This window comes from Paenibacillus sp. Paensp111, from assembly GCF_059492195.1.
Genome location: NZ_CP168527.1, coordinates 4115532 through 4140054, shown reverse-complemented (window position 1 = coordinate 4140054; position 24523 = coordinate 4115532). Strand labels below are relative to the sequence as shown.

The window sequence follows — 24523 nt, the reverse complement described above, 5'->3', positions numbered from 1 at the left end:
TTTAACCTGCTTGTTCGTTAATGCCCAGCAGCATCTTGAAGTAGGGAATCAGGGCATCAACCTGTGCGGCGGCCTCCGCTTGTTCTGTACCGACCGCCATGGCCAGACTCATGATGCCTTCCAAATTGGACGTTATGATCTTGCTGATGAGCTCAGTCGGCAGAGTGGGGTGAAACTCCCCTTTGGCAATCCCGGTCTCAATAAGACGAGTAATAAGGCCAAGTGACGTCTCAAAATGCCGAATCAGCCGAGACCGCCGCTCCTTGTCGCGGTAACCGGAGAGGAAATACTCGTAGTAGGCGGAAACCAGGCTGTTCTCCAGGGTGTTCATCGCTTTCTTCTGCTCGCTCAGTAGCGTCTCAAGCGCTGACCAGAGGCTGGGGCAGCTGGCGATCAGCTGACTGAACATATGCTCGCTTTCCAGCTCATATTTCTTGATCAGGGCCTCAAAGATCTCCTCCTTCGTCTGAAAATATAAGTAAATCCAGCCACGGCTCATTTCCGCTTCCTCCACAATATTCTTCATCGTCGCGAGCTCATAGCCGGTGCGGATGAAGACCTGTTCAGCCGCATCTAGAATCTGCTGTCGGCGCTGTTCTTTGACTTCGTCTGATATTTTGGGTGACATGACAATATCCTTTCTGACTGAAATAAATGAACCATGTGTCATTAATATAAATGACACATGGTTCATTTTGCAAGGGGGAAATTGGGATTTTTTATGAATTGCATTTAAGTTGCATTTGAATTGCATTGATTTGCACGTGAAATGGCCGTGCTTGGAGGATTGGTGAGTGTGGTTATGCTTACGCTAGAACATCTTAACCTTTGAAGTCTCTAACGTAATAGTAGGCTGCCGATATAGCGCCCACGAGAGCGGTAATCGATATACACAGGGCGATGAGCTGCTTGTAATACACCAGGCCGCTTGGTACCACAAAGATAAACATCATGAGCAATATTACGAGCGATATGAACATCTTATTCGTCACGCCCAGTCTGATCTGCAGACTGTATTCATCTTTTTTGCCAATCTTGTTCAGGAAGTAAGTATAAGCGGCCATACTGGATATCCCGATGAAGATGACGATTCCCACGAACAAGTTAAAGTTGTTGACATGGCTAAGCCACAGATCCAGACTGCTAATCATTCTAATGACCTCCTTTGGTATAGGCGAAGATTTCCTCAATAGGTACTCCGAAGAAATTGGCGATTCGGTAAGCCAGCAGCAGAGATGGGGAATAATTATTCTTTTCCATGACAAAAATAGTCTGTTTGGATACGCCAACGGCTTTGGCTAGTTCACTCTGGGACATCTTCCTTAACACTCTAAATTCATAAACTTTGTTAATAATAGAGTCCGGTGAATTTTCCATAATACCCAACTCCTTCCAATAAAATAGTAAATCATACTTTAAAAAAAGTAAAGTAAAGTTATACAAAAAAGGTGCGCAAATTTGAGGCATAGTTGCAGTCACACAAAGGAACTCTCTTTAGACAACACAAAAAACCGGCCATGCGCGGAATCGTAATCCCTGCACAGCCGGGTCTTCGGTCTAACGAACGAGTAGGGCCACATGCGGCATACACTTACATGCCGCCTTTACTTAAGGCAGAACTGCTTAAGATAACTGGAATAGCTCTCTATATTGAGCTGCATAGGACGGTTGCTTCCTTCAAGCCTGCTGAGCATTATCCCGCCTTCGAGCAGTGACAGGGTGAACATGGCCACGGCTTCGGCATCAAGGTCCGCCTTGAACTCTCCGCTAGCCCTGCCCTGCTCCACGATCTCCTGGATGCCGTCCAGTGTTCGCCGGGAGCTCTCCTGGGCCTTGGACCGGAGCAGCGGATGGGAGTCGTCCGATTCTACCGCGGTATTAAGCAGGGGACAGCCGCCGATGAAGGGCGGTGACTCAGCCGCATGCTCATAGACAAGGAAGTAGGCCATCAGCTTGTCGTACGCTGTACTCTCCCGCTGGACAGCCTCTCCAATTGTGCCCCCGACGACCTGACAGGCGTAATTGAATGCCTCAACGGCAATTTCATCTTTACTGGCAAAGTGGCGGTACAATCCCCCCTTCTTAATCCCGGTAACGAGGGTGATATCTGAAAGTGAAGAACCTGCATACCCGTGCTGGTTGAAGAGCTCTGCCGACTGCTTGATAATGAACCTGCGCGTCTGCTCTCCTTTGGTCATGACGCATCCCTCCGTGAATCTGAACATTAGTTCAGTCCATCATCCCTAATTTTGGAGGAGAAGTAAAGGGGGAGAACACTTTCTGCCACAACTAGCCGTAAACCCTTTTATACATCCAGGTTACAATTCCTACAGATGCAACAAAGGCAAATAACACAAACCACACATAACCTCTTCTTGTCTTAGTCTCTGTGCGTTTATCGTAAAACTCCGGACTTCGGTTGAACATGCCTGCCCATAGTTCTCCAACCAAAGTTAGTACAACAACAACGAAGTTTTTCAAAAGCCTCATGGTCCACCTCGCAAATGTTAATATTATAATGATTATACCATTAAATGGTTGTTATACCACTGTGAGAGGGATAGGCCTTTTATAGTTTTACAGCTTTGCAATGAGTCTTGTACCTACGCAAATACCCCCGCCCATATTGAGATGAGCGGGGGTATTACTAATTAGCTATGTCAGCTGCTGAACCAGCAGCTTTACTCTTAGACAATCTTAGTCTTTAAGTTCGCCGACCTTTTGTTGAACAGCGCCCTTAACTTTGTCTGCTTTGCCTTCTGCCTGAAGTGAAGCATCGCCCGTCGCATTCCCGACCTGGTCTTTCACTTCGCCCTTGGCTTTGGACACGCCGCCTTTGATTTTATCGCTTAGCCCGTTATCGTGACTCATATTCAACAACTCCTTATGGTTAGTGTATAGAGTACTTACCCGATACGGGAATAATCAATCAGAGGGGCGGGAGGATCTCCGCGGGAACATCGGGGGCAGTTCTTACGCCTGCTCCTCCAGCCCGAAGTGTTCCCCTTCCTGCTGTCCGCAGATGAGATCGGCAGGAACTTCCTCACCCTGCTCAATATCGACGTCCGGCTGCGCCCAGACGGATACACTGCCTCCGTTAACCGGGAATACGGCGAATCCGTCTTCTTCGATGGTAATCTGCTCATCACGCGTTCCCGTAAGGTCGACCCATACCTGACCGGCCCGGTCTTTTCCGACATTCATCCGCTTCTCGCCGTTATCCCCGTTGGAGATGACTACCGCGCAGCCGGAGCGCTCAATCTCCGGAACACCGAACCGGACCCAACCGATGGTATTTGGATGGTCGAAGTAATCCTCCTGCTCCCCATACGCCTTGTTGTAACGGGCGCAGAGCAGAGGATCGAGCTGATCCTTCTTGCCTTCAATTGGATGCTCCCCGCCAATACCGTAATAATCGCCATAGAACATAACCGGATAACCATCCTTGCGCAGCAGAATCAAGGCATAGGCGCTTGGCTTGAACCAATCCTCTACCCAGGACTCCAGTGCCTCATTCGGCTGGGAATCGTGGTTATCCACGAAGGTCACGGCATTCAGCGGGTGAGAGCCCACAAGCGTATCGTGGAAAATGGTTGTCAGGTCAAAAGAATTTCCAGCATGAGAGGCCTCATACAGCTTGTAATGGAGAGAGACATCGAACAGGTCGATCTTATAATCGACGGTATTCAGGAATTCCTGGCACGCCTGCAGCTCATCCTTCCAGAACTCCCCAACGATATAGAAGTCCTCTCCGCGCTTCTTCTTCATCGTAGTTGCGAACTCCCGGACAAAGTCATGGTTGATATGCTTGATCGCATCAAGTCGGTACCCGCCGCACTGCAGCGTGTCTACAAGCCACTTACCCCATTCGAGCATCTCCTGACGTACATCCGGATGACTGTAATCAATGTTCGCGAACATCAGATAGTCATAGTTGCCGAATTCATCATCAACATTCTCGGCCCACTGCTTGTTCTCGGCATGAATCCGGAATATGCCATTGCGGCCTTCCTTATTGTCATAGTCCGTTCCGTTGAAATGCGTCCAATTCCATTTGAAAGGAGAGTACGTATTTCCGCGGCCCGGAAAAGTGAACTTGGTCCATCCCTCGATCTCAAAAGGCGCGGAGATATCCTCGGTCCGGTTATTTGGATCCACTTCAATCACTTCAAAGCTTTCGGTCTCATCTGCGCCAGCTTTATGGTTCATAACCAGGTCCACATAGACGAGAATTCCATTTTGCTGGCAGGTTGCAATGGCCTTAACCAGCTCATCCTTGGTTCCGTATTTGGTGCGAACACTTCCTTTTTGGTCGAACTCACCCAAATCGTATAGGTCATAAACACCGTAGCCGGTATCTTTATTTGTAATGGCTTTAGTAACAGGCGGCACCCATACGGCATCAATACCTACAGCCTTGAGTTCAGGGGCGATTTCGGTGAGCCGATTCCAATGCTGTCCGTCCGGTTCAACATGCCATTCAAAAAACTGCATAATCGTATGATTTCTTTTCAACTTGCACTCCTCCTCCATCAGCACAGACTCGTGTGCTTAAACCTGCATAATTAAGCATTACCCATTCACCCGCAAGTTTTAACCTAGCAAGCTCCAGTAAAGCCAAAGATTTCTGAAAAATTACGTAAATAAACAAAAATACACCCGAGTTTCAAGCAGGCTGTAACCTTATTCCTGGATTTCCGTCTAGGAATTGGGTTCTTGTGAGAAAAACCAGTATAGTTATAACTATATGGAATGAACTAAAGAAATGAATGTTTAGATTCTGGCAACCGCTTATTGCGGTAGGAAATCGATCACACAGTCTTTAGTTCAATCCATATATATTCACACCTCTGTGCGGCGGCTAATCTTCCTGGCAGCTTCAATAACCTGGAAAAGTGGTATAAGTGTAGAGGCGTTGAACGGAACACTTAACTATTAATAAATGAACATACGAGGTGACGAAAGGGGCCGGATAATCCTACTTATCCATAACTACAGATTGCCCCGAATACAATGACTTCTAACGAATCGACTACATATAAGCAGTGTGCTCATTGTCATGAAAAAAAGCCGGTTACGGAATTTCTCCGCCGAACCGGCAGGGGGAGCAGGCCAGGTGCCCGCCGGGGAATGTGCCGCGACTGCCGCCGGAGGCTTAAGGCGGCCTCCTCTCCGCAGGAGAGCACGGCAGCGGCGGAGCTGGAGAGCGCCCATGCGGGGAGCCGCGAGAACGCGCAGGCTGGGATGCGGGAGAGTGCGCAGGCAGCGGAGCTGGAGAGCGCCCATGCTGGGGGCCGGGAGGGCGCGCAGACAGCGGAGCGGGGGAGTGTGCAGGCAGCGGAGCAGGGGAGTGCCCAGGCAGCGGAGCAGGAGAGCGCCCATGCTGGGAGCCGGGAGCATCCCCCGCATGGGCCTGCTCGAGATGCAGGCGAGCCGCGGCAGGCGAAGCCGGCGGCGGCAGGTTCCCGCCGCCCGCCATACGTCGCCGGGCGTCCTGCTGCGGGCCCGAGCCGTCCGCAGCCTGCGGGGCGTCCCGCCGCAGCTTCTTCCGGGCCGCTGTCCGCAGCGGACGCCGGGCCCTCCGCTGCACTCCATGCAGCGCTTCCCGCGGAGCCGCAGAGCGGCAGGGCCTCTTCGAGGCCGGGGCCAATTTCCCGGCCAGTCTCTAACCGGCAGCCGAAGAAGACGGAACCCGGCCTGGATCCGTCCGATCCTTCCCGGCTGCGTCCGAATCACCAGGGCCTTGTCCGCATGCGCGGAAGGACCGACCGCGGCAGAGGCTGGCAGCAGGAGATTGATCTGGAGCTCGCCGTAACGCTGGTCAGGGAGCATGCCGCCGTCGTCGTGAATCCGCATACGATCCGCCGGCTGTATACGAGCAAGGGCTTCCGCAGGTTTATTTTGACCCGGGATCACTATACGTGTTACTTCTGCGGGGAGTATGGGGATACGATCGATCATCTGCTTCCGCGGGCCAAAGGGGGGCATACGACACCGGACAACTGTGTCTGTGCCTGTAACCTATGCAACCAGCTGAAGGCGGACAAGGATGCGGAGGAATTCCTTAAGGGAATAGATAAATGAATGGAGCCGTGCCCACGATAACATCACCACACAGTCATCACTTACACAGACAAAGACGCCGTCCTTAACCGGATGGCGTCTTTGTCTGTGTAAAGCGGTGCTTAAGCCTGCCGAATCTCCACCAGTTCCAAGTGACGCGCAGAACATCCTTGAATACCGGCTTTTTGATTAGATAATAGGGCACAAGATAGGCTCCCCAGGGGGCCTTGGACTTGGCCACTGACGGAATATTGGCCCCGGCGAAGTCGAAGCCCTTCGTTCCGCGGTCCGACAGATCCTGAAGCAGGACACTCTGGAGCAGCTGGACAACGCCCTTGCTTAAGTGCTCCACTTTGCTGCCGGCAATCCACCCCTGCGGCCGGTCCGGGTCAAGCACCAGAACGACGCTTGCGCTGACCGGCTCGCCCTCACGGGAGTAGCATACATAACAGCGAAAAGCCTCTTCACCGAGAAGCTCCTGGGCCAGCTCCAAATCTTCGAGCGACAATTGGTGAGAGAAGCCCTGTCTGGTCTCCGTACCAGTCAGGCATGGATGCACCTCACTCATATTTGTCGTACGCCGGGCATAATAGCCTTCTGAAGCAGCCCTCTTGATCCGGCCGCGAATATCTCCGCTGGCCTTCTCCAGACAGAAGGGGAATTCGAGATAGTAAGTATACTTCACCCTCCCTTCGAATCCCTGCCAGATAAATGGACGTATATCGGTGAACTCAGGCGGCAGGCAGAAGCCGGCGCTTCCCATAGCCGTACTCATTTCCGGAATCATCTGCCCGGCGGTCTCGTGCCACTGGGTACTGATCCGGTGCGTCTTGGACGTGGGCGTAGGATAGAACAGAGTGGGATGATATGGATTAAGAGGGGGGAGGTAGAGCTTTCCCCTCCGGTTGAAGAAGAACAGGCTTTCGCAGCGGCTGTTCGAGCCGGGAGCCTGGAAGCTGCGAATAACCGTGCGGCATCCCCACTTTTGGCGGTTGAACTCTGCCCAGCGCTCCAGCAGCTTTATATCGTACATGTGGTTCCTACTCTCCTATCTTACAGAAATATCAAGCTTGTCTTCCCATACTTCCATACCAGCATGTATATTCATCTTCCGTCACTTTATGCCCAGTACATTTTCGGGCTGCTTATACAGCCAGATTTAGGCTAATACTGATTCTTAATGCACAGGCGGGGATGTTAGAATTTAAGTATATAAGAAGCATCCAAGCCTACCCATTTCTGCAGCGGCAAACGATTACAACGAGGGCAGCCAGGCTATTTTGTTATGGAGGGATGCCGTGTGAAAAGATTCTTCAAACAGGTTATGATTGCCATCCTCGCTATGGCGAATTCAGGAGATACGGTTCAGCAGGCTGTGATCAGCCAGCTCGGCGGCTCCGGCAGTGTGATCAATGTAAGACAGCTGGGGGCCAAGGGCAATGGGCGGGACGACGATACGCTCTTTGTACAGAAGGCGCTTGATCAGGCTGCCGGAAAGGGAGCCAGTGTATTTTTCCCCAAGGGGACTTATGTGATCGATCCGAACCGCACGCTGATGATCGGCAGCAGGACCAAGCTGGTTGGACAGGGCAGCGATTCGGTAATCAAGGCGTCAGGCAAGAGGTTCGGCTGGGAGATGATGCGGGTAACGGGCAGTGATGTGGAGATCTGTAACCTCATTCTCGACGGGAACAAGCAGGTGAACAGGGTCCTTGTCGTGGGCGGGGGCGTGCAGCGCGTGAACATAACCGGAGTAACTGCCGCCAATGCTTCGCAGAGCAGGAATCCAGATGAAGAGGGCTACTCGGAAGTGGTGGCCGGCATCGTCGTATACGGCAATACCAGCCTGATTAAGATTGACAGCTCGGAAGTGAGCAATATCTATGCGATTAACCAGTCGAATGGCTCCATGATTGCCCGGGGGATCTATATTACGACAACCTGGGGATCGAATGAGGCCGCGGCCAGACAGGTGATGATCACCAATTCCCATATTCATCATATCGGTCCAGCCGACGACGGCGACGGGATTTATTATGAAGACCCGGCCATGGACGAGAATGCCGGCCAGAATACGGACAGTGTGATCTCGGGGAACCTGCTTGAGTACTGTGCGAAGCGCGGAATGAAGATCTACGCCCAGGGGGTCAAGGTGAACGGCAACCATATTGTGAATTCCTATCTGAACAACAACTACTATCAGGGAGTGAACAAGGGCAACCTGGCACCTGATATGTTCTCTGCCATCAGTGTGTACGGAAGCAACAACATCATTTCCTCCAACGTCATTGACGGGATCGGCAGCTTCTATGCGGCCATTGAGGTCAGTGCGTTCGAAACCGTGCGCAACACCGTGATTTATGGTAATAAAATTGTTATGGGCAGCGGCAGTACGATTAAGGGTACAACGGCAATCCGGCTGGGCAATATTTATAACTTTACAATCAAGAACAATACGATTGAGAACGGCGAGCGGGGAATCTGGCTTTGGCAGAATGCCGATTTCGGAGTCATCAAGGATAACACCCTGATTATGAAAAATGGCGGGGGCATCGATCTATCTACTTATCTGGACGGATATACCCAGATTAATCTGGCCCTTCGCGGGAATATAATTGAAGCTTCAACCTTTAACATTCAATTGGCTTCAACCAACCGGAATGTTACAGTCAGAGCTTAATTCCAAGCTAACTACAGAGCGGTCTTTATGCTGAATCTACTTTTTTGGCATAACGGCCGCTCTATTTGTATATCTATGAAATACAGACCAAGGCTGCGAACGAAAGAACCACACCGGGCTGCTTCTGACGGACAAGGGAATGAACCCGTTCATGTTCGGGCAGTGCCGCAGCAAGCGTGCAGGAATAGGATTCAATCCATTAAGGGGGACTTGGTAACGCGATGCCTATGAACCATGGCCAATTCGTTATATCCATGGATTTGGAATTGTACTGGGGGCTTCGGGATATTTGCCCGAGATCTCACTACCTTAAGCACTTTGCCGGAGAAAGAGAGACGATCAGGAAAGTGCTGAGGTTATTTGAGCAGAGCGGCATCCACGCGACCTGGGCAACGGTAGGGCTGATGTTCTTCGAATCCAAGGAGCAGATGCTGCGCGGGATTCCCGCGAAGCTTCCGGTCTATCAGGATGCCAATCTATCCCCTTACCCGCACCTGGCGAGCGGCGAAGTAGGTGCGGATGAACAGACGGATTCCTCGCACTATGGCCTTTCCTTGATCAGGCGGATTGAGGAAACCCCGTATCAGCGCGTATCCACGCATACGTTCTCTCACTACTACTGCCTGGAAGCGGGACAAGACTCGGCCGAGTTCCTGGCAGACCTGCGGGCGGCAGTCCGGGCCGCCGAGCGTCAGGGCATTCAGCTTGAAAGTATTGTATTTCCGCGCAACCAGGTCAATCCCGATTATCTAAAGCTGCTTTGGCCTGAAGGCATTCGTGCTTACCGGGGCAATCCGGGGCACTGGCTGTACAAGAGGGGATACAGCACGGGCGACTCCCTTCTCCGGCGGGCCCTGCGCCTCGCGGATACATATCTCAATCTGTCGGGTTTTCATAGTTATGCTATGGAAGAAGCGAGGCAGGGGGAACCCGTCAATCTGCCGGCGAGCCATTTCCTGCGCTCCTACTCCAGGAAGCTTGCACCTTTGGAGCCGCTTCGGCTGAGACGGATCCTTAGGGGGATGACCCATGCGGCGAGGAACAATCAAGTCTATCATCTGTGGTGCCATCCCTACAATTTGGTGGATGAACAAGACCGTAATATGAAGCTGCTGGGCGAGATTATCCAGCACTATAAGAAGCTTCAGTCAATGTATGGCATGGAGAGCCGCAATATGGAGGAGTTGAGCGACCAGATCCTTGGCGCTGCGGCGGTTCGTGAACCGCAATTAATGACGAGCCCGGTGGAATGGACCCGGGAAGTGAAGGCTTGAGGACCGGCAGGCAAAGCATCCATTTTATACAGGTATAAAAGCAAAAGGTAGGGTGAGCGTGTTGAATTTACTTTTCCTAATCAAAGCGGTTCAAAGGCACTTTATCATCGCTATTCTAACTCTCCTTATCTGTGTGGGAGGAGCCTATCTGATCAATGTGTTCGTACAGCCGCAGTATCAGGCCTCTGCCAGCTTAATGGCGAATATTGCTCAGGCCAATGAATCGGGCACCTATAACGAGCTTCTGGCAAGCCAGATGCTGACCAAGACCTACGAGGATACGATCCAGAGCCGCAGCGTGGCGGGTGAAGTGAAGAAGAAGCTGGCACTGAGTGAGTCGCCAACCCTGCTGCTGCGGAAGATCAAGGTGCGCACCGACCCCGGCACGCTGGTCATTAACCTGTATGCCACCGACCGGGATCCGCAAAGCGCGGTATCGATTGTGAATGCTTTCGCAGATGCCTTCATCAGCAAGTCGAAGGGAATTGTCTCCAGCGCCAAGGTAACGGTGCTCGACTATGCCGATATGGATCAGGCCTCTGAGCCGGTCAGCCCCAAGAAGCTGTTCAATCTGGCGCTCGGCGTTCTAATCGGCCTATTCGCCGCCCTAAGCCTCTGCCTGCTGCTGGAGAACCGGCGTCTATCCCGCCGCAGAAGCGGTATGAAGAGCGGCAAGATGGAGAAGTCTGCTTGATCAAATGACCATGGAGGGATGACTTATGATGAAGTGCGCCATTGTAGGCTGCGGGCACATTGCCCTGAAGCATATGCAGGCCATTCGGGCACTGGAAGGCGCAGAGCTTGTGGCGCTGTGCGATACGGACCCGGCCAAGCTCGAAGCACTCCAGATTCAGGCTGGAAGCAGCGCAGCCGTATTCACCAGCATGAACGAAATGCTGCGGCAGATGCCGGAGATTGACCTGGTCTGCATCTGCACGCCGAGCGGGACCCATGCGAGGCTCGCGGAGGCGGCGGCGCGGGCGGGCAAGCATCTCATCATCGAGAAGCCGGTGTCGCTGACGCTGGAGGATGGCGAAGCGATCCGGGAAGCGGTCAGGCTTGGCGGAGTCAAAGCTGCCGTCGTGCACCCGAACCGCTACCGGCCGGCGATCCGCTATTTGAAATGGGCGCTGGACAGCGGCCTGCTCGGCAAGATCAGTCATGTAAATGCCACCGTCCGCTGGAACCGGTCCCAGGCCTACTATGACCAGGCCGCCTGGCGCGGCACACGGGAGATGGATGGCGGCGTGCTGATGAATCAGGCGATTCACAGCCTGGATCTGCTGCTCTGGCTGTTCGGCCCGGTAACCCAGGTGCAGGCTATGGCGGATACAAGACTGCGCCGAATCGAGACCGAGGACGTAGCGATCGCGGCGCTGCGGTTCGGCAGCGGAGCGCTGGGGGTCGTGGAGGCGGCAACAACCGTATATGAGCACAATCTTGAGGAGTCGATCAGTGTCTTCGGTGAGCATGGATATGTGGTGATTGGCGGAGCTACGGCGAACTGGATTAAGCAGTGGAAGTGTTCTTCCATGACGCAGGGAGAGATTGACATGATCACCCAGCGTGTAGAGCTTGACCCTTACGGGGTACCCGGGCATCAGCGCATTATCGAAGATATGATCCGGGCGATTGAAGAGGATCGGAGCCCCGCAGTTACGGTGGACGACGGGATCCGGGCCGTCCGCCTTGTGGATGAGATTATTACGGCCGCTGGCCGGCAGGAGATTCATACCTGATGGAATATGGGGACGGAGGTTAATCATGCTGGGGGATAAGGCCAAGCTGCAGGATTACAGCGAGGGATTAATGGAGAAGCTGCTGAGCAGAGCAGCGGTCATCGGGGTGATCGGTCTCGGTTATGTCGGCCTGCCGCTGGCTGTGGAGAAGGCAAAGGCAGGCTACCGCGTAATCGGATTGGATGTACAGATGAGCAAAATCGATATGGTGAACAGCGGAGTCAACTACATTGGGGACGTGGTTGACGAGGATTTGCGGAGTATTGTCCAACGGGGGCAGCTGCAGGCAACGCCGGACTACTCTTTTCTCCGGGAGGTGGACGCCGTAGCGATCTGTGTCCCTACCCCGCTGGATACCTACCAGCAGCCGGATACCAGCTATGTAGAGAATTCCACCCGGGAAATTGCCAGGTACCTTCATCCGGGCATGCTGGTCGTGCTTGAGAGCACTACCTACCCGGGAACGACGGAGGAGCTGGTGAGGCCCATCCTGGAGGCCACTGGGCTGAAATGCGGAGAGGATTTCTTCCTCGCTTATTCACCGGAACGGGTGGACCCGGGCAATAGATCGTTCAACACGAAGAACACGCCCAAGGTGGTGGGCGGGATCACGGCCGCCTGCTCTAGGGTAGCGCAGACCTTGTATGCCGAGGTGCTGGATGGTCATGTCCATGTCGTCTCCAGCCCCTCTGTGGCGGAAATGGAGAAAATTTACGAGAATACGTTCCGGCACATTAACATTGCCCTCGCCAATGAGATGGCGGTGCTGTGCAGCCGGATGGGCATCAATGTATGGGAAGTGATTGATGCGGCCAAGACGAAGCCCTATGGCTTCATGGCCTTCTATCCCGGGCCGGGACTTGGCGGACACTGTATCCCGATCGACCCGTTCTACCTGACGTGGAAGGCCAGGGAGTATAACTACCATACCCGGCTCATCGAGCTTGCCGGCGAGATCAATAATGCGATGCCCGAGTTCGTCGTGCAGCGAATAAGCGAGATTCTGAACAGGTACAAGAAGCCGATTAGCGGTTCGCGTGTCTATCTGCTTGGCGTTGCCTACAAGAAGGATATCGACGATTACCGAGAATCGCCGGTACTGAAGATGATTGAACTGCTCGAGGAGAGGGGCGCTGAGGTGTGGGTGAGCGATACCCATGTTCAGGCGTTCAGACACCGCGGCCGGGATTATGAGTGTGTAGAGCTGACCGCAGAGAAGCTTGCGGAAGCGGATATGACCGTCATCACGACGGATCATTCCGGATTTGATTACGGGCTGATTGGCAGCGCGAGCCGGTGCCTGTTCGATACCCGTAACGGAATGCGGGCGATGGATAAGCCGGAGCATTATTATTTGCTGTAGCTTTTGACTTGGATTGGAGGTAGTCATGACTTATTATGCTCATCCCACCGCGGTGATCGATGATGGAGCTATCGTCGGGGGAGACTCGAAAATCTGGCATTTCTCACACGTATCCCCCACGTCGGTCATAGGCAGCCGGTGCAGTCTCGGGCAGAACGTCTACATCGGGAACCATGTCACGATCGGCAGCGGAGTGAAGATCCAGAACAATGTCTCGGTCTATGAAGGCGTCGTGCTGGAGGATGACGTCTTCTGCGGTCCCAGCATGGTATTCACGAATGTGCTCACGCCGAGGGCGGCATTTCCCCGCAATACCCGCGAAGATTATCGCAGAACCCTCGTGAGGCGCGGGGCTTCAATCGGGGCAAATGCCACGATCGTGTGCGGGGTGACAATCGGGGAGTGGGCGCTGATCGCGGCCGGGGCCGTGGTTCACCGGGATGTTCCGCCTTACGCCCTCTATGCCGGAGTTCCGGCCCGCCGGATTGGCTGGGTGTGCCGGTGCGGGGTGACGCTTCATTTTGCGGAAGGTGGTTCGTCCTCGGCTTGCACAGCCTGCACGTCCTGCACGGTATCCCCGGCCTGCGCGGTCTGCACGTCCTGCGGACGTGAATATGAATGGAGTCAGAACGAAGTTTATCTAACGAAAGAGGTGTAGAAGATGGAGCAGCCGCCTGTAACCTTAAAGCGTATCCCGGTCCTGGATCTCAGCCCCGAGATCACGGAACTGAAGCCCCAGCTACTGCGTTCGATTGAGGACGTGCTGGACAAAGGTGCATTTATCATGGGGGAGAATGTACAACAATTTGAGCGGGAGGCCGCCGAGTATCTGGATGTGAAGCATGCGATCGCGCTTAATTCAGGCACAGATGCGCTGGTTCTCGCGCTGCTTACGGCTGGGGTGGGTCCCGGTGATGAGGTGATCACCACGCCCTTTACGTTCTTCGCAACAGCGGAAGCCATCAGCCATGTAGGCGCCACTCCCGTCTTCTCTGACGTGGATCCCCTGACCTTCAATCTCGATGTGAACCGGATCGAAGAAGTGATTACCCCGCGAACCAAGGCGATCATTCCGGTTCATCTATTCGGTCAAGTCGTGGATATGGACCCGATTCTGGAGCTGGCTGACCGTTATGGACTCTATGTTGTGGAGGATACCGCGCAGGCCTTTGGAGCGGAATACAAAGGGAGGAAGGCCGGTACGATCGGGGACTTTGGCTGCTTTTCCTTTTTCCCTTCCAAGAACCTAGGGGCCTATGGGGACGGCGGCATGATCACAACGAACAACGCTGTGTTCGCCGAGAGAGTCTCCATGCTTAGAGCCCATGGATCAAGGAAGAAGTATATGAATGAGCTGGTCGGCTACAATTCCCGTCTGGATGAAATTCAGGCCGCCATTCTAAGAGTGAAGCTCCCTTATATTGAAGAATGGAATGAAGCCCGCAGAAGAGCGGCCGATACATACCGGGAGCTGTTGGATAAAATTCCGGGGGTCCTCCTCCCTGCCGAGGAGTTCTACGGAAGACATGTCTATCATCAGTTCACGATTCGGGTACAGGACGGAAGGCGCGATGAGGTTCAGGCGAAGCTTGCGGAGAAGGGGATCAGCTCGGTGATCTATTATCCGATCCCCGTTCATCAGCTGCCAGTCTATCACCATTTGAGAATCAGCCAGCCGATCGCCGAGCTGCTGGCCGGAGAGGTTCTGTCTCTGCCGATCGGTCCGAAGATCGAGGCTTCCGTTCAGCAGATCGTAGCTGAATCTGTAATCGAGGCTCTTCGATAGAATCACATGCGGAATTACTTCAGGAAGCTAGTGCTGGATAAATTTCTGCGCAGTGTTCTTGTGCTTGCCAGCGGCACGCTGATCAGCCAGCTGATCATTCTGGTGACACTGCCGCTGGTGACAAGGCTATACACCCCGGCTGAATACGGCACCTATTCGATCTACCTGTCCGTCATCGGCATTCTGCTGATGCTGGTGTCCTTCTCCTATGAAAGTGCGGTTACGCTGCCGGAAGATGACAAGACGGCCTCCAGCGTTCTTGGGCTGTGCCTTCTGATCTGCAGCGGAGTGAGCGTGGCCAGCGGGATCGCCATCTTCCTCCTGCAGCAGCCGCTCTCCGTCTGGCTGCATGACCGTGACCTGCCCCACTACTCTCTGCTGTTCGCCATCAGCCTGTTCTTCGGAGGATGTTATCAGATCCTGAACTACTGGCTGATCCGCAAAAAGCATTACCGCAAGCTCGCCAGAACCAAATATACGCAGAGCATCGGGCAGGTATCCTCCCAGATCACCCTCAGCCTGTTCCACTTCGGGCCGCTAGGGCTGATCGCGGGAGATATCCTGGGAAGGTTCGGAGGGCTGCTTCCCCAGTGGAAGCAGTGGCGCGGGGATATGCGTCAGAGTGCCATCCGGCTGAAGTGGCTGGATCTGCGGGAAAGTGCCTATCGGTACCGGCGCTTTCCCCAGCTGTCGCTTGCGTCGAACATGCTTAACAGTGTCGTCATTTATCTGCCGACGATCTGGTTGGCGACCTTTTACGGCGTTCATGTGGCTGGCTGGTTCGCGCTGGGACAGCGTATTCTGGGCTCGCCGATGACGCTGATTATGAGCTCGATCCGCAACGTATATCTAGCCGAGTCCTCCGAATATATGATCTCAAGCCCCGGTCAGATGCGGCCGTTGTTCCTTAAGACCGTGCGGCATGTATTCGTACTGGGCCTTGCTATTATTGCGGTATTCTTCACCATTGGCCCCGCGGCGTTCTCCTTCCTGTTCGGGGAGGAATGGAGGGAGTCCGGGGATTACATCCGCATTCTCTCGATCATGTACTTAAGCCAGTTCGTAGCCAACTCGGTTGGGAGCACCATCGATGTTATGGAGCGGCAGGAGCTTCATCTGTACCGGGAGATCATCCGAACGCTCATCATTACTTCCGCGCTCGTCCTGGCTCTATATACGAAGCAGACGCCGGAGATGGTTATTCTGTTCTTCAGCCTGGCCTCCACACTGGGTTATGTTCTTCATCTGGGATTATCCTGGTTGTCGATTAGGAAATACGAGGACGTTCGCCCAAGTGCAGGTGCGGACGCTCCCGGCGAACGCACGGTGGAGGCGGAAGAGGGTCAGGCGAAGCTCTCTGCTTCGGGGGCAGAAGCTCAGCCCGAGGTGCTTCAGGAACATGAAATCCGGGAGCGTGAGCTGCATAGAGCGAGGCTTCAGTGGCTTCGGGAACAGCGGGAGGCCTGGGATACCAGGCCCCAGGAGAGGCTTACTTATGCAGAAGCAGCCAGACATATCGTGAGAGCAGCCAGACTGGAGAAAGAGGCTCAGAAGCAGGATTTGCTGGAACCCGGATCTGGCTTGTCTGAGGAAGGGCCGGAGCCAGGCTCCTCCAGCATCGAAAATATAAAGGAACGAGGGTAACGAGATTGCAATGCTGATGCTACGTTCTCCAATAGAGCGCAAGCCGGAAAGGGAATATATCTACCGGGTTATTTTTGAAGAGTTTCTCGGTCTGGATTATATCGTGTCCTACGAAGAGCGGGAGGATGTTGAGATTACCGAAGCCGAAGCCTGGGGCTCGGCCGGGGCCCAGCTGATTATTGCCGATGTGCTTCTTCGAACGGAAGACGCAGAGTGGCTGAAGCCCGCTTCGATGCCGAAGCTGCCCCTGGATGAAGCGGTAATCCCCGGATTTGGCTCGGTCCCGGTATTGTACGGCAGACCTAACCGAAAAGGGACTTTTATTCACACAGATGAAGAAAAGATTACTTGCGGGATCGACCTGTTCGGCGGCTCCTTCTTCATGCTTGCCAGGTACGAGGAGCTGGTGGTTACAGACCGGGACCAGCATGACCGCTTCACGGCTTACAGCTCCGTTGCCTATCAGGCCGGATTTCTGGATCGTCCGATTGTCAACGAATACTTGGAGATTCTCTACACCTGCCTTTCCCGGCTGTGGCCGGAGCTGAGAAGGAAGGAACGGGAGCTTAGGAAGCTTATCAGTCATGATGTAGACGCGCCCTTCTTCGTATATGGACGCAGCTTCCTCAGTGTAGCGAAGGAAAGTGCCGGAGATATGCTCCGGCGTTTCGATACGGAATCCGCACTGAAGAAGGCGGGCATGCTCCGCCGGGGTCTTCGTGACTTAAGCGCAGATCCTTTTAACACATTCGAGTGGCTTATGGATCTTAGCGAGCGGAATGGAATCCGCAGCAGCTTCTACTTCATTACCCAGGAGACCGAGCCGGGGATGGATGGCAATTACCAGATGGCCGACCCGAATATTCGCGCCCTGCTGAGACAAATTCACAATCGCGGCCACGAGATCGGGCTGCATCCGGCTTATCAGACCTATCTGAATCCGGAGCGAATCCGCAGGCAGTACGAGATCCTGCGGAGCACAGCCGAGGAATGCGGCATCTCCCAGCAGGTCTGGGGCGGCAGACAGCACTACCTCAGATGGCGCGCTCCGGATACCTGGCAGCACTGGGAGGATGCGGGTCTGCATTATGACAGCACGCTGATCTATGCGGACCTTGCCGGATTCCGTTGCGGGGTATGTTATGAATTTCCCGTGTTCAATCTGCGGACCCGGCAGCCGCTTCAGCTTCGTGAACGTCCGCTGATCGTCATGGATCAGACGATTGTCCACCAGAGCTATATGGGCCTGACCGGGGAAAAAGCGCTGCGGACCATTCTTCACTATTACAAGCAGTGTGCCAAGTACCAGGGGGACTTCACGCTTTTGTGGCATAACAGCCAGCTTATGAGGTCTTCTGACAGGGAGCTTTATCAGGCATGTCTTGAGAAGCTCAGTATCCACAATCCGAAAAAGGTGAGTGTCCAGTGAGAATCGCATACTTAATCCATTGGAATGAAGGTCCCCGCAGCGGTGTATTCAAGAAGGTAGCTGACCAGATCACGGAGTGGACGCGGCTGGGTCACCGGGTGGCGCTCTTCCTGTTCACAAGCGAAAGCGGGGAAGAGTGGGTTCGTGAGCTCGGCGGGGTTGAGGTGGTTGTCCAGTCCTATCAAGGAGGCTTGTCCCGTCTGATGGATTTCCGCAAGCTGGCCCAGCGGGTCCGGCAGTGGAAGCCGGAGGTCCTGTATCATCGGTTCGACCACTATTACTATTCACTACCGGCGCTTCTCAAGAAGTTCCCCTCGGTACTTGAGATCAACAGCAATGATCTGACGGAAATGAGGATGGACAAGGATCTGCGCTATCATTTTCACCGGCTGACCCGAGCGCGGGTGCTGAGAGCGGCAGCAGGGGCTGTATTCGTAAGCAGGGAGCTGTCCGAGGCGCCGGAGTTCAGCCGCTATACGAAGCTCGGCACGGTTATTGGCAACGGCATCAATCTGGATCATTATCTGGTGAGCAAAAGCCTTGCCAGCGCGCCCCCGGCGTCTGCTGCTGTCTCCGCACAGGTCGCTGCAGACGGCCTCTCCAGCAGAGATGGCCGATTTGAAGAGGCTCTCACCTCTGGCGCGTCCGAGACTTCCGCCTCTGGTGCATTTGGGACTGCGGGAGCCATGGCCGGCCTCCTGGTTCTGGAGGAGTCCGGGCCGTCTGGGCGGGAGCACATGCGGGAGCATCAGGAGCCTGCGCCGCTCGGGCATCAGAAGCCCGAACGGCCCCGCGAGCCTCATCAGCCTGAGCTATTCCATCCTGTGCCGCAGCCTAATGATTCTGAGCTTACTCATCAGTCCCCTCAGTCACAGGCCGTTCACGAGTTTTCACAGCCCCAGCATCAGGAGCCTGCGCCGCTCGGGCATCAGGATCCCGAACGGCCCCGCGAGTCTCATCAGCCTGAGCATTCCGAGCAGCAGTTCCATAAGACGCCTCACTCTGATCAGCTGCCGGACCAGCAGCTAGGCGACCCGTCGATCCAGCAGGGCCCGGCAGCCGCCGATGCTGTGCAGCTCGTCTTCATCGGCTCCCCAGGCCAAGCCTGGCATGGGGTCGACGCGATCGCTGAGCTCGCGGAGGCCAGGCCGCAGTGGAGCTTCGACCTCATCGGGGTGGATGCGTCTGAACTGCCGGAGCCTGCGCCCGCGAACATGACCTTTCACGGCAGGCTTGCCCGGAGGGATTACCAGCCGCTGCTGGAACGGGCGGATCTTGCGATCGGTACGCTTGCGCTGTACCGCAAGCAGATGAAGGAGGCTTCGCCGCTGAAAGTCCGGGAGTATCTGGCGAACGGCCTGCCTGTGATTACGGCATACACGGAGACAGACTTTCCGGAGCCGGTACCGTTCATACTTCAGCTCCCGAGCAGCCCCGGCAATGTAAGGGACGGTCTTGCAAGGATCGACGATTTCGCCAGCGCATGGCGGGGGAGGAAGGTTCCAAGGAAGGCGATCAGCCATCTGGATACCCGGGTGAAGGAGTCGCAGCGGCTCAGTTATTTGAAGCTGATCAGGGAACAAGGTGAACGATCGTGAACGCCCAGCTTATTCTGATTCTCCTATTAATCTTCGTGATTCTGGTCTTCAGCGTGCAGTGCATTCTTCAGCTTGGGCTTAAGCTGGATTCGGGTTATGTGCTCGGCTTCAGCATTTTCTTTGATGCGATCGGGTACTTCTACAAGCAGTACATCCCGATCAATTCCCTCATCCTCCTGGTCGGCGCTCCTCTACTCCTCGTGATCATTGCTCTCTTCCAGAAACCGCCGATTCTTAGGGACATGTTCAGCAATGAAGGCCTATGGCTGTGGGTCCTGTTCTTCGGATACTGCACCGTGTCCTTTGCCTGGGCTTCCATGAACTCCAGCGGCTTATCCAAAGAGCTCCTGTTGATGACCCGGGCGGTTATTCCCGGCTTGTACACCTATATCGTCTACAAAAGATACGGCAAGCTCTCCTGGACCGTAGTCGCCATGTTCGGACTTGCCTATGCGGCGACCCATCTTCTCTTCGGCGAATATAACCCGGAATATCCCGGAAGATTAACGCTTCCCGGAGATAATCCGATCTTCAATGCCCGAATCTCGCTCATGGCGGCCGCGGTCGCGATCTGGGGGAGGAACATCCCCTGGCTGATTAGGCTGGCCACGCTCGGGACGGCCCTGACCTCTGCGTTTGCTACGCAGTCGAGGGGGCCCGTTGCCTCTTTTGCAGCTGCCAATCTGCTCATCTTGGCCTACTTCTTATACAGGAAGTATAAGAGCGGGGAGTTCCGCAAGCTGAAGCGGTACACCGCAGTAATCGCAGGGGTAGCTCTGCTGGCCGCCGGCGCTGCCGGCCTCTACGCGGATCAGCTGGGGCAGCTCGTGGGCAGCAGCCGGTTCACGGTGCTGTTCAGCCAGAGTCAGCTGAAGGGTGATGATAATTTTCTCGGACGCATGGATTTGCAGATCAAGGCGTTTGAGGTTTTTCAGGAGCATCCCTTCTTCGGTTCGGGTCTTGGAGGCAATACCCCGCCTGTTCAGGATGAGTTCCCACACAACGTCATTATAGAGATGGCCAGCGAGCTGGGCATTGCCGGGCTGTTCATGTGGGGGCTGGCGTACCTGTTCTCCTTGTGGTCGGCGAGAAGCCAGCCAGTGCTGATGGTGCTGCTGCTTCAGTCGCTCGGCTGCGCCCTGCTCAGCGGTGACTTTGGCTATAACTACGAATATATGCTGATCGCATTTGTGTCACTGGCATTCGTGCCGGTGAGGCAGAAGGAGGAGGCGGAACGAAGTGAAAAGGGTGCTTTATCTTATTACCGGGTTTGACTATGCCGGCGCGGAGAGCCAGCTCGTACACATGTGCAGATCGCTTAAGAGCAAGGGCTACCAGGTTCAGCTGATCAGCATGGTGCGGCCTGTGGCCTATCTGGATGAACTGGATGAGATGGGCGCCCAGGTCCACTCCTTGAACATGCGAAAAGGGATCCCCGACCCCAGAGCCATCTTCCGTCTGCGTAGACTCATTCGTTCCTTCCAGCCGGACGTGATTCACAGTCACATGGTCCATGCCAACCTGCTGGCCCGGGTAACCCGCTTATTCGTGCCCATGAAGCTGCTGATCTGTACCGCGCACAGCATTAATGAAGGGGGACGGCTGCGCAATCTTCTGTACCGGATTACAGATCCGCTCTGTGATCTGATGACCCATGTCAGTCAGGAAGCTGTAGACCGGTATATCCAAATTAAAGCCGCCCCCCGACGCAAAATCATCTTCATTCCGAACGCCATCAATCTGGAGCATTTCAGCAGGTCAGAACAGGAGCGGCTGCTTCTGCGCAGCGAGATGGGCCTCGAAGACAGGTTCATCTGGCTGGCCTTGGGCCGTCTGGTTCCGGAGAAGGACTACGAGACGATGCTCCGTGCCTTTGCGGAGACGCTTCGGGCTTGTCCGGCAAGCCACCTCCTGATCGCGGGCATTGGCCCGGAACGTGCCCGGCTTGAAGAACTGTGCCGGACGCTTCAACTGGAACAATCTGTGCAGTTCCTTGGCATGCGCACCGATGTGACCCGCCTGATGAGTGCGGCGGATGGCTATTTGATGTCCTCGAAGTGGGAGGGGTTGCCCATGGTTCTGCTGGAGGCCTCTGCAAGCGGGCTGCCGATTGTGGCTACGGATGTAGGCGGCAATAAGGAGGTGGTCCATGACGGGGTGAGCGGTTATCTCGCTGAAGCATCCAATCCGGACCAGCTGGCCGAGTGCATGATCAAGGTGATGACGAGGCCGGAAGAGATTCGGTCGAATATGGGCCGTGCCGGAAGGGAATATGTTAGCCGCCATTTTAATATAAATACGATTGTTGAACGATGGGAGAACCTTTATGGGCAAGAGGCAAGCAAGTCAACCAGTTCCTAGGAAAGCCGCTTATGTAGCAACCGTGTATTCCCACCTGGCCGCATTCCACCTTCCTTTCATGGAGGATCTCCGGCATGAAGGCTTTGAAGTTCATGCTTATGGAAGCCCTGATCCCAGACGGGAGAAGGTTAGTAGTAGGGGCTTTGAATGCAGGGACATTTCCTTCAGCCGCAGGCCTCTGTCCTGGGGCAATGCGCGGGCCCTGTTCCAGATGATCAGATGGCTTCGCAAAGAGAAATATGATCTCATCCATGTGCATACGCCGAATGCCAGCCTGATCACCCGGCTAGCGGCCTTTCTGACAGGCTGCCGGGGGGTGGTGTACACCGCCCACGGGTTTCACTTCCATACGGGAGCTTCCCGGCTTGCCTGGCTGATCTATTATCCGCTGGAGCGGTTCATGTCCAGATTCACGGACAGCCTGATTACGATTAATCAGGAGGATTACGACCGGGCTAGCAGCTTCCCCGTGCGGGGTCAACTTATCTACCTACCTGGCGTAGGTGTGGATGTGAGTGCGTTAAGCCCGAATCCGGATGTGAAGTCGGAGGAACTAAGGCGCGGACTGGGTATCAGCAGCGCTGCGCTGGTTATCCTCTGTGTCGCCGAGCTGAACCGGAACAAGAATCAGCAGCAGCTTATTCATGCCGTACATAGGCTTATACAGCGGGGGGTACCCACGACTCTGCTGCTTGCAGGCGTGGGAACCGAGGAAGAAAATCTCATCAAGCTGTGTCAGCAGCTTGACGTAGAGGAGCAGGTGAAGTTCCTTGGCTACCGCCAGGATATCCAGGAGCTGATGCAGGCAGCTGATGTGCTTGCCCTGGTATCAAGGCGGGAGGGCCTTCCCAAGGTACTGCTCGAGGGCCTTGCGGCCGAGAAGCCGATCCTCGCCACAGATGTGCGCGGCAGCAGGGACCTTGTTATCCACGGGGATAACGGCTATGTCATTCCGGTTGACGAGGCCGGGGCAGCCGCCGACGCCTTGCTAGAGCTGTATGAGAATCCACAGCTCCGCCCGCAGATGGGGGAGCGCAGCGGAAAGATGGCTTCCCGTTATGATGTGAAGCTGATTCGTTCCATGATGAGAGAAGTGTATGATGATCTTTTGACTGAAGATAGAACCGGGGAGAGAGGAGCTGCGCGTTCCAGATGATCAGGCTGTTTCGCTTCAAGGGCATGAAGGTATTCATACTGCTGCTGGACTGCTTCATTGTCTATGCCAGCTACCTGCTGGCTTACAAGCTCATATTTCGCGGAGACATTCCACAGTCCGAATGGAGCTCTTTTCTGGATTATGCCCCCTGGCTCGGTCTGTTCACCGTAGTGCCTTATTATATGTTCTACCTGTACGATTTCGCAGGGCGCCAGAAGCCTGCAGCCTATCTGTATAATCTCGTGCTTGCTCACCTTGTCTTTGTCGCCGAGCTGATTGCGCTGAATTATTGGCTGAAGACCTTCAGCCTGCCGCGCAGTGTAGTTATTATCGCTTTTGTCATCCAGCTTATCCTTACCTTTGGCCTGCGTCTGCTCATCTTCTTCATTCAGTCCAGGGGAACGGGTCGCAAAAGAGCCATGGTGATCGTAAGCCGGGAGCATTCGGATATCCCCCTTCTCGAGCAATTGCTTACCAAGGGAAGCGCCTGGCTGGATATTCAGTATGTCATGGCCATGGATGAGGAGGAAGACGCGCTGCCAGGCAGCATGTGGGAGGAGATTGATGTCGTCCTTCTCGCCCATGCTCTCCCTGCAAAAACCAAGTCCTCCCTCATCCGCGCAGCCGGGACTCGGCAGATCGAAGTCCTGCTGATTCCGGACTTCTACGAGCTGTCGCTCGTCAATGCCGAACCTCAGCAGCTCGATGATCTGATGGTCTACTCCATCATGCCGCCGCACCTCACCCTGCTCGAGCGCATCATGAAGCGGTCTATCGACCTCTTCATCTCGTCACTGCTGCTGCTGGCCGCTTCGCCGGTCATGCTGCTCATGTTCATTCTCATTCCGGTGACCTCGAAGGGCAGAGCGCTATTCGTTCAAGAGCGGATAGGGCATCATGAGAAGCCTTTCCATCTGCTCAAATTCCGAAGCATGATCGACAATGCGGAGCAGAGTACAGGACCGGTCCTTGCCGGGGATGGAGATGCCAGAATAACGAAGCTGGGCCAATTCATCCGGGCCACCCGAATTGATGAGCTTCCGCAGCTGATCAACGTCCTCAAAGGCGATATGAGTCTGGTCGGCCCCCGCCCCGAACGCGCCTTCTTCATCTCGGCCTTCAAATTAGAGCTGCCGCATTATACGTACCGGCTTATGGTCAAGCCGGGTCTGACCGGTCTAGCCCAGGTCAAGGCGAACTATACGACCTCTCCGGAGGATAAGCTGCGCTACGACCTGCTGTACATCAAGAACTATTCCCCGCTGCTTGACCTACGCCTTCTATTCCAGACGATTATGGTAGTGCTGAAGCGGGAGCAATCCCGGGGCGTCAAGGCGGAGACAAAGCCAGCCCGGCTTGGCCTGGAGCAAATTCTGAACACCGCAGCGTCCGAACTGCCAGCTGCATCGAAGCAGCTGCATGGTTAAGGT

22 protein-coding genes are annotated in these 24523 nt (G+C 54.7%); 15 read left to right on the top strand and 7 right to left on the bottom strand.

Annotated features, from left to right (window positions below):
• Nucleotide 1: 1 nt before the first annotated feature.
• From ACEN86_RS19460 to ACEN86_RS19435, 6 genes are all read right to left on the bottom strand, one after another.
• A complete protein-coding gene (locus tag ACEN86_RS19460; RefSeq protein WP_495632128.1) occupies nucleotides 2-628 on the bottom strand; it encodes a TetR/AcrR family transcriptional regulator in 627 nt (208 codons plus the stop codon).
• A gap of 193 nt (nucleotides 629-821) precedes the next feature.
• Nucleotides 822-1151, bottom strand: a complete 330-nt coding sequence (locus ACEN86_RS19455) for a hypothetical protein (RefSeq protein WP_495632127.1) — start codon at nucleotides 1149-1151, stop codon at nucleotides 822-824.
• A gap of 1 nt (nucleotide 1152) precedes the next feature.
• On the bottom strand, nucleotides 1153-1377 hold the full coding sequence (locus ACEN86_RS19450; RefSeq protein ID WP_495632126.1) for a helix-turn-helix transcriptional regulator: 225 nt from the start codon (nucleotides 1375-1377) through the stop codon (nucleotides 1153-1155).
• Nucleotides 1378-1604: 227 nt separating this feature from the next.
• Entirely contained in the window at nucleotides 1605-2198 is a 594-nt protein-coding gene (locus tag ACEN86_RS19445) for a TetR/AcrR family transcriptional regulator (protein ID WP_495632125.1), read from the bottom strand.
• 499 nt (nucleotides 2199-2697) lie between these two features.
• Nucleotides 2698-2871: a CsbD family protein gene (locus tag ACEN86_RS19440; protein WP_495632124.1), complete on the bottom strand. Its 174-nt coding sequence runs from the start codon at nucleotides 2869-2871 to the stop codon at nucleotides 2698-2700.
• A 102-nt stretch (nucleotides 2872-2973) separates the two neighbouring features.
• Nucleotides 2974-4515 (bottom strand): alpha-amylase, encoded by a 1542-nt coding sequence (locus ACEN86_RS19435; protein ID WP_495632123.1) that lies wholly within the window; start codon nucleotides 4513-4515, stop codon nucleotides 2974-2976.
• Between the two features lie 498 nt (nucleotides 4516-5013).
• Here ACEN86_RS19435 and ACEN86_RS19430 point away from each other — a divergent pair, with 498 nt between their 5' ends.
• Nucleotides 5014-6084 carry an HNH endonuclease gene (locus tag ACEN86_RS19430; protein WP_495632122.1) on the top strand — a complete coding sequence of 357 codons (1071 nt, stop codon included), beginning with the start codon at nucleotides 5014-5016 and terminating at the stop codon, nucleotides 6082-6084.
• A 64-nt stretch (nucleotides 6085-6148) separates the two neighbouring features.
• Here ACEN86_RS19430 and ACEN86_RS19425 read toward each other — a convergent pair whose 3' ends face one another.
• Nucleotides 6149-7096: a GNAT family N-acetyltransferase gene (locus ACEN86_RS19425; protein WP_495632121.1), complete on the bottom strand. Its 948-nt coding sequence runs from the start codon at nucleotides 7094-7096 to the stop codon at nucleotides 6149-6151.
• A gap of 267 nt (nucleotides 7097-7363) precedes the next feature.
• Here ACEN86_RS19425 and ACEN86_RS19420 point away from each other — a divergent pair, with 267 nt between their 5' ends.
• The 14 genes from ACEN86_RS19420 to ACEN86_RS19355 all read left to right on the top strand — a co-directional run bounded on the left by ACEN86_RS19420 (nucleotide 7364) and on the right by ACEN86_RS19355 (nucleotide 24520).
• A complete protein-coding gene (locus ACEN86_RS19420; RefSeq protein WP_495632120.1) occupies nucleotides 7364-8743 on the top strand; it encodes a glycosyl hydrolase family 28-related protein in 1380 nt (459 codons plus the stop codon).
• Nucleotides 8744-8964: 221 nt separating this feature from the next.
• Nucleotides 8965-10017, top strand: a complete 1053-nt coding sequence (locus tag ACEN86_RS19415) for a polysaccharide deacetylase family protein (RefSeq protein ID WP_495632119.1) — start codon at nucleotides 8965-8967, stop codon at nucleotides 10015-10017.
• 58 nt (nucleotides 10018-10075) lie between these two features.
• Nucleotides 10076-10711: a YveK family protein gene (locus ACEN86_RS19410; RefSeq protein ID WP_495632118.1), complete on the top strand. Its 636-nt coding sequence runs from the start codon at nucleotides 10076-10078 to the stop codon at nucleotides 10709-10711.
• Nucleotides 10712-10736: 25 nt separating this feature from the next.
• Nucleotides 10737-11756: a Gfo/Idh/MocA family protein gene (locus tag ACEN86_RS19405; protein ID WP_495632117.1), complete on the top strand. Its 1020-nt coding sequence runs from the start codon at nucleotides 10737-10739 to the stop codon at nucleotides 11754-11756.
• Nucleotides 11757-11781: 25 nt separating this feature from the next.
• Complete coding sequence (locus ACEN86_RS19400) at nucleotides 11782-13119, top strand: nucleotide sugar dehydrogenase (protein WP_495632116.1); 1338 nt, start codon at nucleotides 11782-11784, stop codon at nucleotides 13117-13119.
• A gap of 25 nt (nucleotides 13120-13144) precedes the next feature.
• Nucleotides 13145-13777 (top strand): acyltransferase, encoded by a 633-nt coding sequence (locus ACEN86_RS19395; protein WP_495632115.1) that lies wholly within the window; start codon nucleotides 13145-13147, stop codon nucleotides 13775-13777.
• A 3-nt stretch (nucleotides 13778-13780) separates the two neighbouring features.
• Nucleotides 13781-14905 (top strand): DegT/DnrJ/EryC1/StrS family aminotransferase, encoded by a 1125-nt coding sequence (locus ACEN86_RS19390; protein WP_495632114.1) that lies wholly within the window; start codon nucleotides 13781-13783, stop codon nucleotides 14903-14905.
• A gap of 30 nt (nucleotides 14906-14935) precedes the next feature.
• Nucleotides 14936-16549, top strand: a complete 1614-nt coding sequence (locus ACEN86_RS19385; protein WP_495632113.1) for an oligosaccharide flippase family protein — start codon at nucleotides 14936-14938, stop codon at nucleotides 16547-16549.
• A gap of 10 nt (nucleotides 16550-16559) precedes the next feature.
• The gene (locus tag ACEN86_RS19380; RefSeq protein ID WP_495632112.1) at nucleotides 16560-17978 is read left to right on the top strand and encodes a polysaccharide deacetylase family protein; all 1419 of its coding nucleotides are present in this window, start codon (nucleotides 16560-16562) and stop codon (nucleotides 17976-17978) included.
• Entirely contained in the window at nucleotides 17975-19576 is a 1602-nt protein-coding gene (locus ACEN86_RS19375) for a glycosyltransferase (RefSeq protein WP_495632111.1), read from the top strand. Before ACEN86_RS19380 ends, ACEN86_RS19375 begins: the two co-directional genes overlap by 4 nt.
• Entirely contained in the window at nucleotides 19573-20850 is a 1278-nt protein-coding gene (locus tag ACEN86_RS19370; protein WP_495632110.1) for an O-antigen ligase family protein, read from the top strand. The genes ACEN86_RS19375 and ACEN86_RS19370 overlap by 4 nt, the downstream gene beginning before the upstream one ends.
• Nucleotides 20816-21937 carry a glycosyltransferase gene (locus tag ACEN86_RS19365; protein WP_495632109.1) on the top strand — a complete coding sequence of 374 codons (1122 nt, stop codon included), beginning with the start codon at nucleotides 20816-20818 and terminating at the stop codon, nucleotides 21935-21937. Before ACEN86_RS19370 ends, ACEN86_RS19365 begins: the two co-directional genes overlap by 35 nt.
• Nucleotides 21903-23093: a glycosyltransferase family 4 protein gene (locus tag ACEN86_RS19360; protein ID WP_495632108.1), complete on the top strand. Its 1191-nt coding sequence runs from the start codon at nucleotides 21903-21905 to the stop codon at nucleotides 23091-23093. The genes ACEN86_RS19365 and ACEN86_RS19360 overlap by 35 nt, the downstream gene beginning before the upstream one ends.
• On the top strand, nucleotides 23090-24520 hold the full coding sequence (locus ACEN86_RS19355) for a sugar transferase (protein WP_495632107.1): 1431 nt from the start codon (nucleotides 23090-23092) through the stop codon (nucleotides 24518-24520). The genes ACEN86_RS19360 and ACEN86_RS19355 overlap by 4 nt, the downstream gene beginning before the upstream one ends.
• Nucleotides 24521-24523: the final 3 nt, after the last annotated feature.

Bases quoted from the DNA above. Each gene is read 5' to 3' on its own strand.
- ACEN86_RS19460 (WP_495632128.1), bottom strand. From the start codon at position 628: ATGTCACCCAAAATATCAGACGAAGTCAAAGAACAGCGCCGACAGCAG.
- ACEN86_RS19395 (WP_495632115.1), top strand. From the start codon at position 13,145: ATGACTTATTATGCTCATCCCACCGCGGTGATCGATGATGGAGCTATC.
- ACEN86_RS19445 (WP_495632125.1), bottom strand. From the start codon at position 2,198: ATGACCAAAGGAGAGCAGACGCGCAGGTTCATTATCAAGCAGTCGGCA.
- ACEN86_RS19355 (WP_495632107.1), top strand. From the start codon at position 23,090: ATGATCAGGCTGTTTCGCTTCAAGGGCATGAAGGTATTCATACTGCTG.
- ACEN86_RS19360 (WP_495632108.1), top strand. From the start codon at position 21,903: ATGGGCAAGAGGCAAGCAAGTCAACCAGTTCCTAGGAAAGCCGCTTAT.
- ACEN86_RS19450 (WP_495632126.1), bottom strand. From the start codon at position 1,377: ATGGAAAATTCACCGGACTCTATTATTAACAAAGTTTATGAATTTAGA.
- ACEN86_RS19400 (WP_495632116.1), top strand. From the start codon at position 11,782: ATGCTGGGGGATAAGGCCAAGCTGCAGGATTACAGCGAGGGATTAATG.
- ACEN86_RS19405 (WP_495632117.1), top strand. From the start codon at position 10,737: ATGATGAAGTGCGCCATTGTAGGCTGCGGGCACATTGCCCTGAAGCAT.
- ACEN86_RS19380 (WP_495632112.1), top strand. From the start codon at position 16,560: ATGCTGATGCTACGTTCTCCAATAGAGCGCAAGCCGGAAAGGGAATAT.
- ACEN86_RS19390 (WP_495632114.1), top strand. From the start codon at position 13,781: ATGGAGCAGCCGCCTGTAACCTTAAAGCGTATCCCGGTCCTGGATCTC.
- ACEN86_RS19415 (WP_495632119.1), top strand. From the start codon at position 8,965: ATGCCTATGAACCATGGCCAATTCGTTATATCCATGGATTTGGAATTG.
- ACEN86_RS19455 (WP_495632127.1), bottom strand. From the start codon at position 1,151: ATGATTAGCAGTCTGGATCTGTGGCTTAGCCATGTCAACAACTTTAAC.
- ACEN86_RS19425 (WP_495632121.1), bottom strand. From the start codon at position 7,096: ATGTACGATATAAAGCTGCTGGAGCGCTGGGCAGAGTTCAACCGCCAA.
- ACEN86_RS19430 (WP_495632122.1), top strand. From the start codon at position 5,014: ATGACTTCTAACGAATCGACTACATATAAGCAGTGTGCTCATTGTCAT.
- ACEN86_RS19440 (WP_495632124.1), bottom strand. From the start codon at position 2,871: ATGAGTCACGATAACGGGCTAAGCGATAAAATCAAAGGCGGCGTGTCC.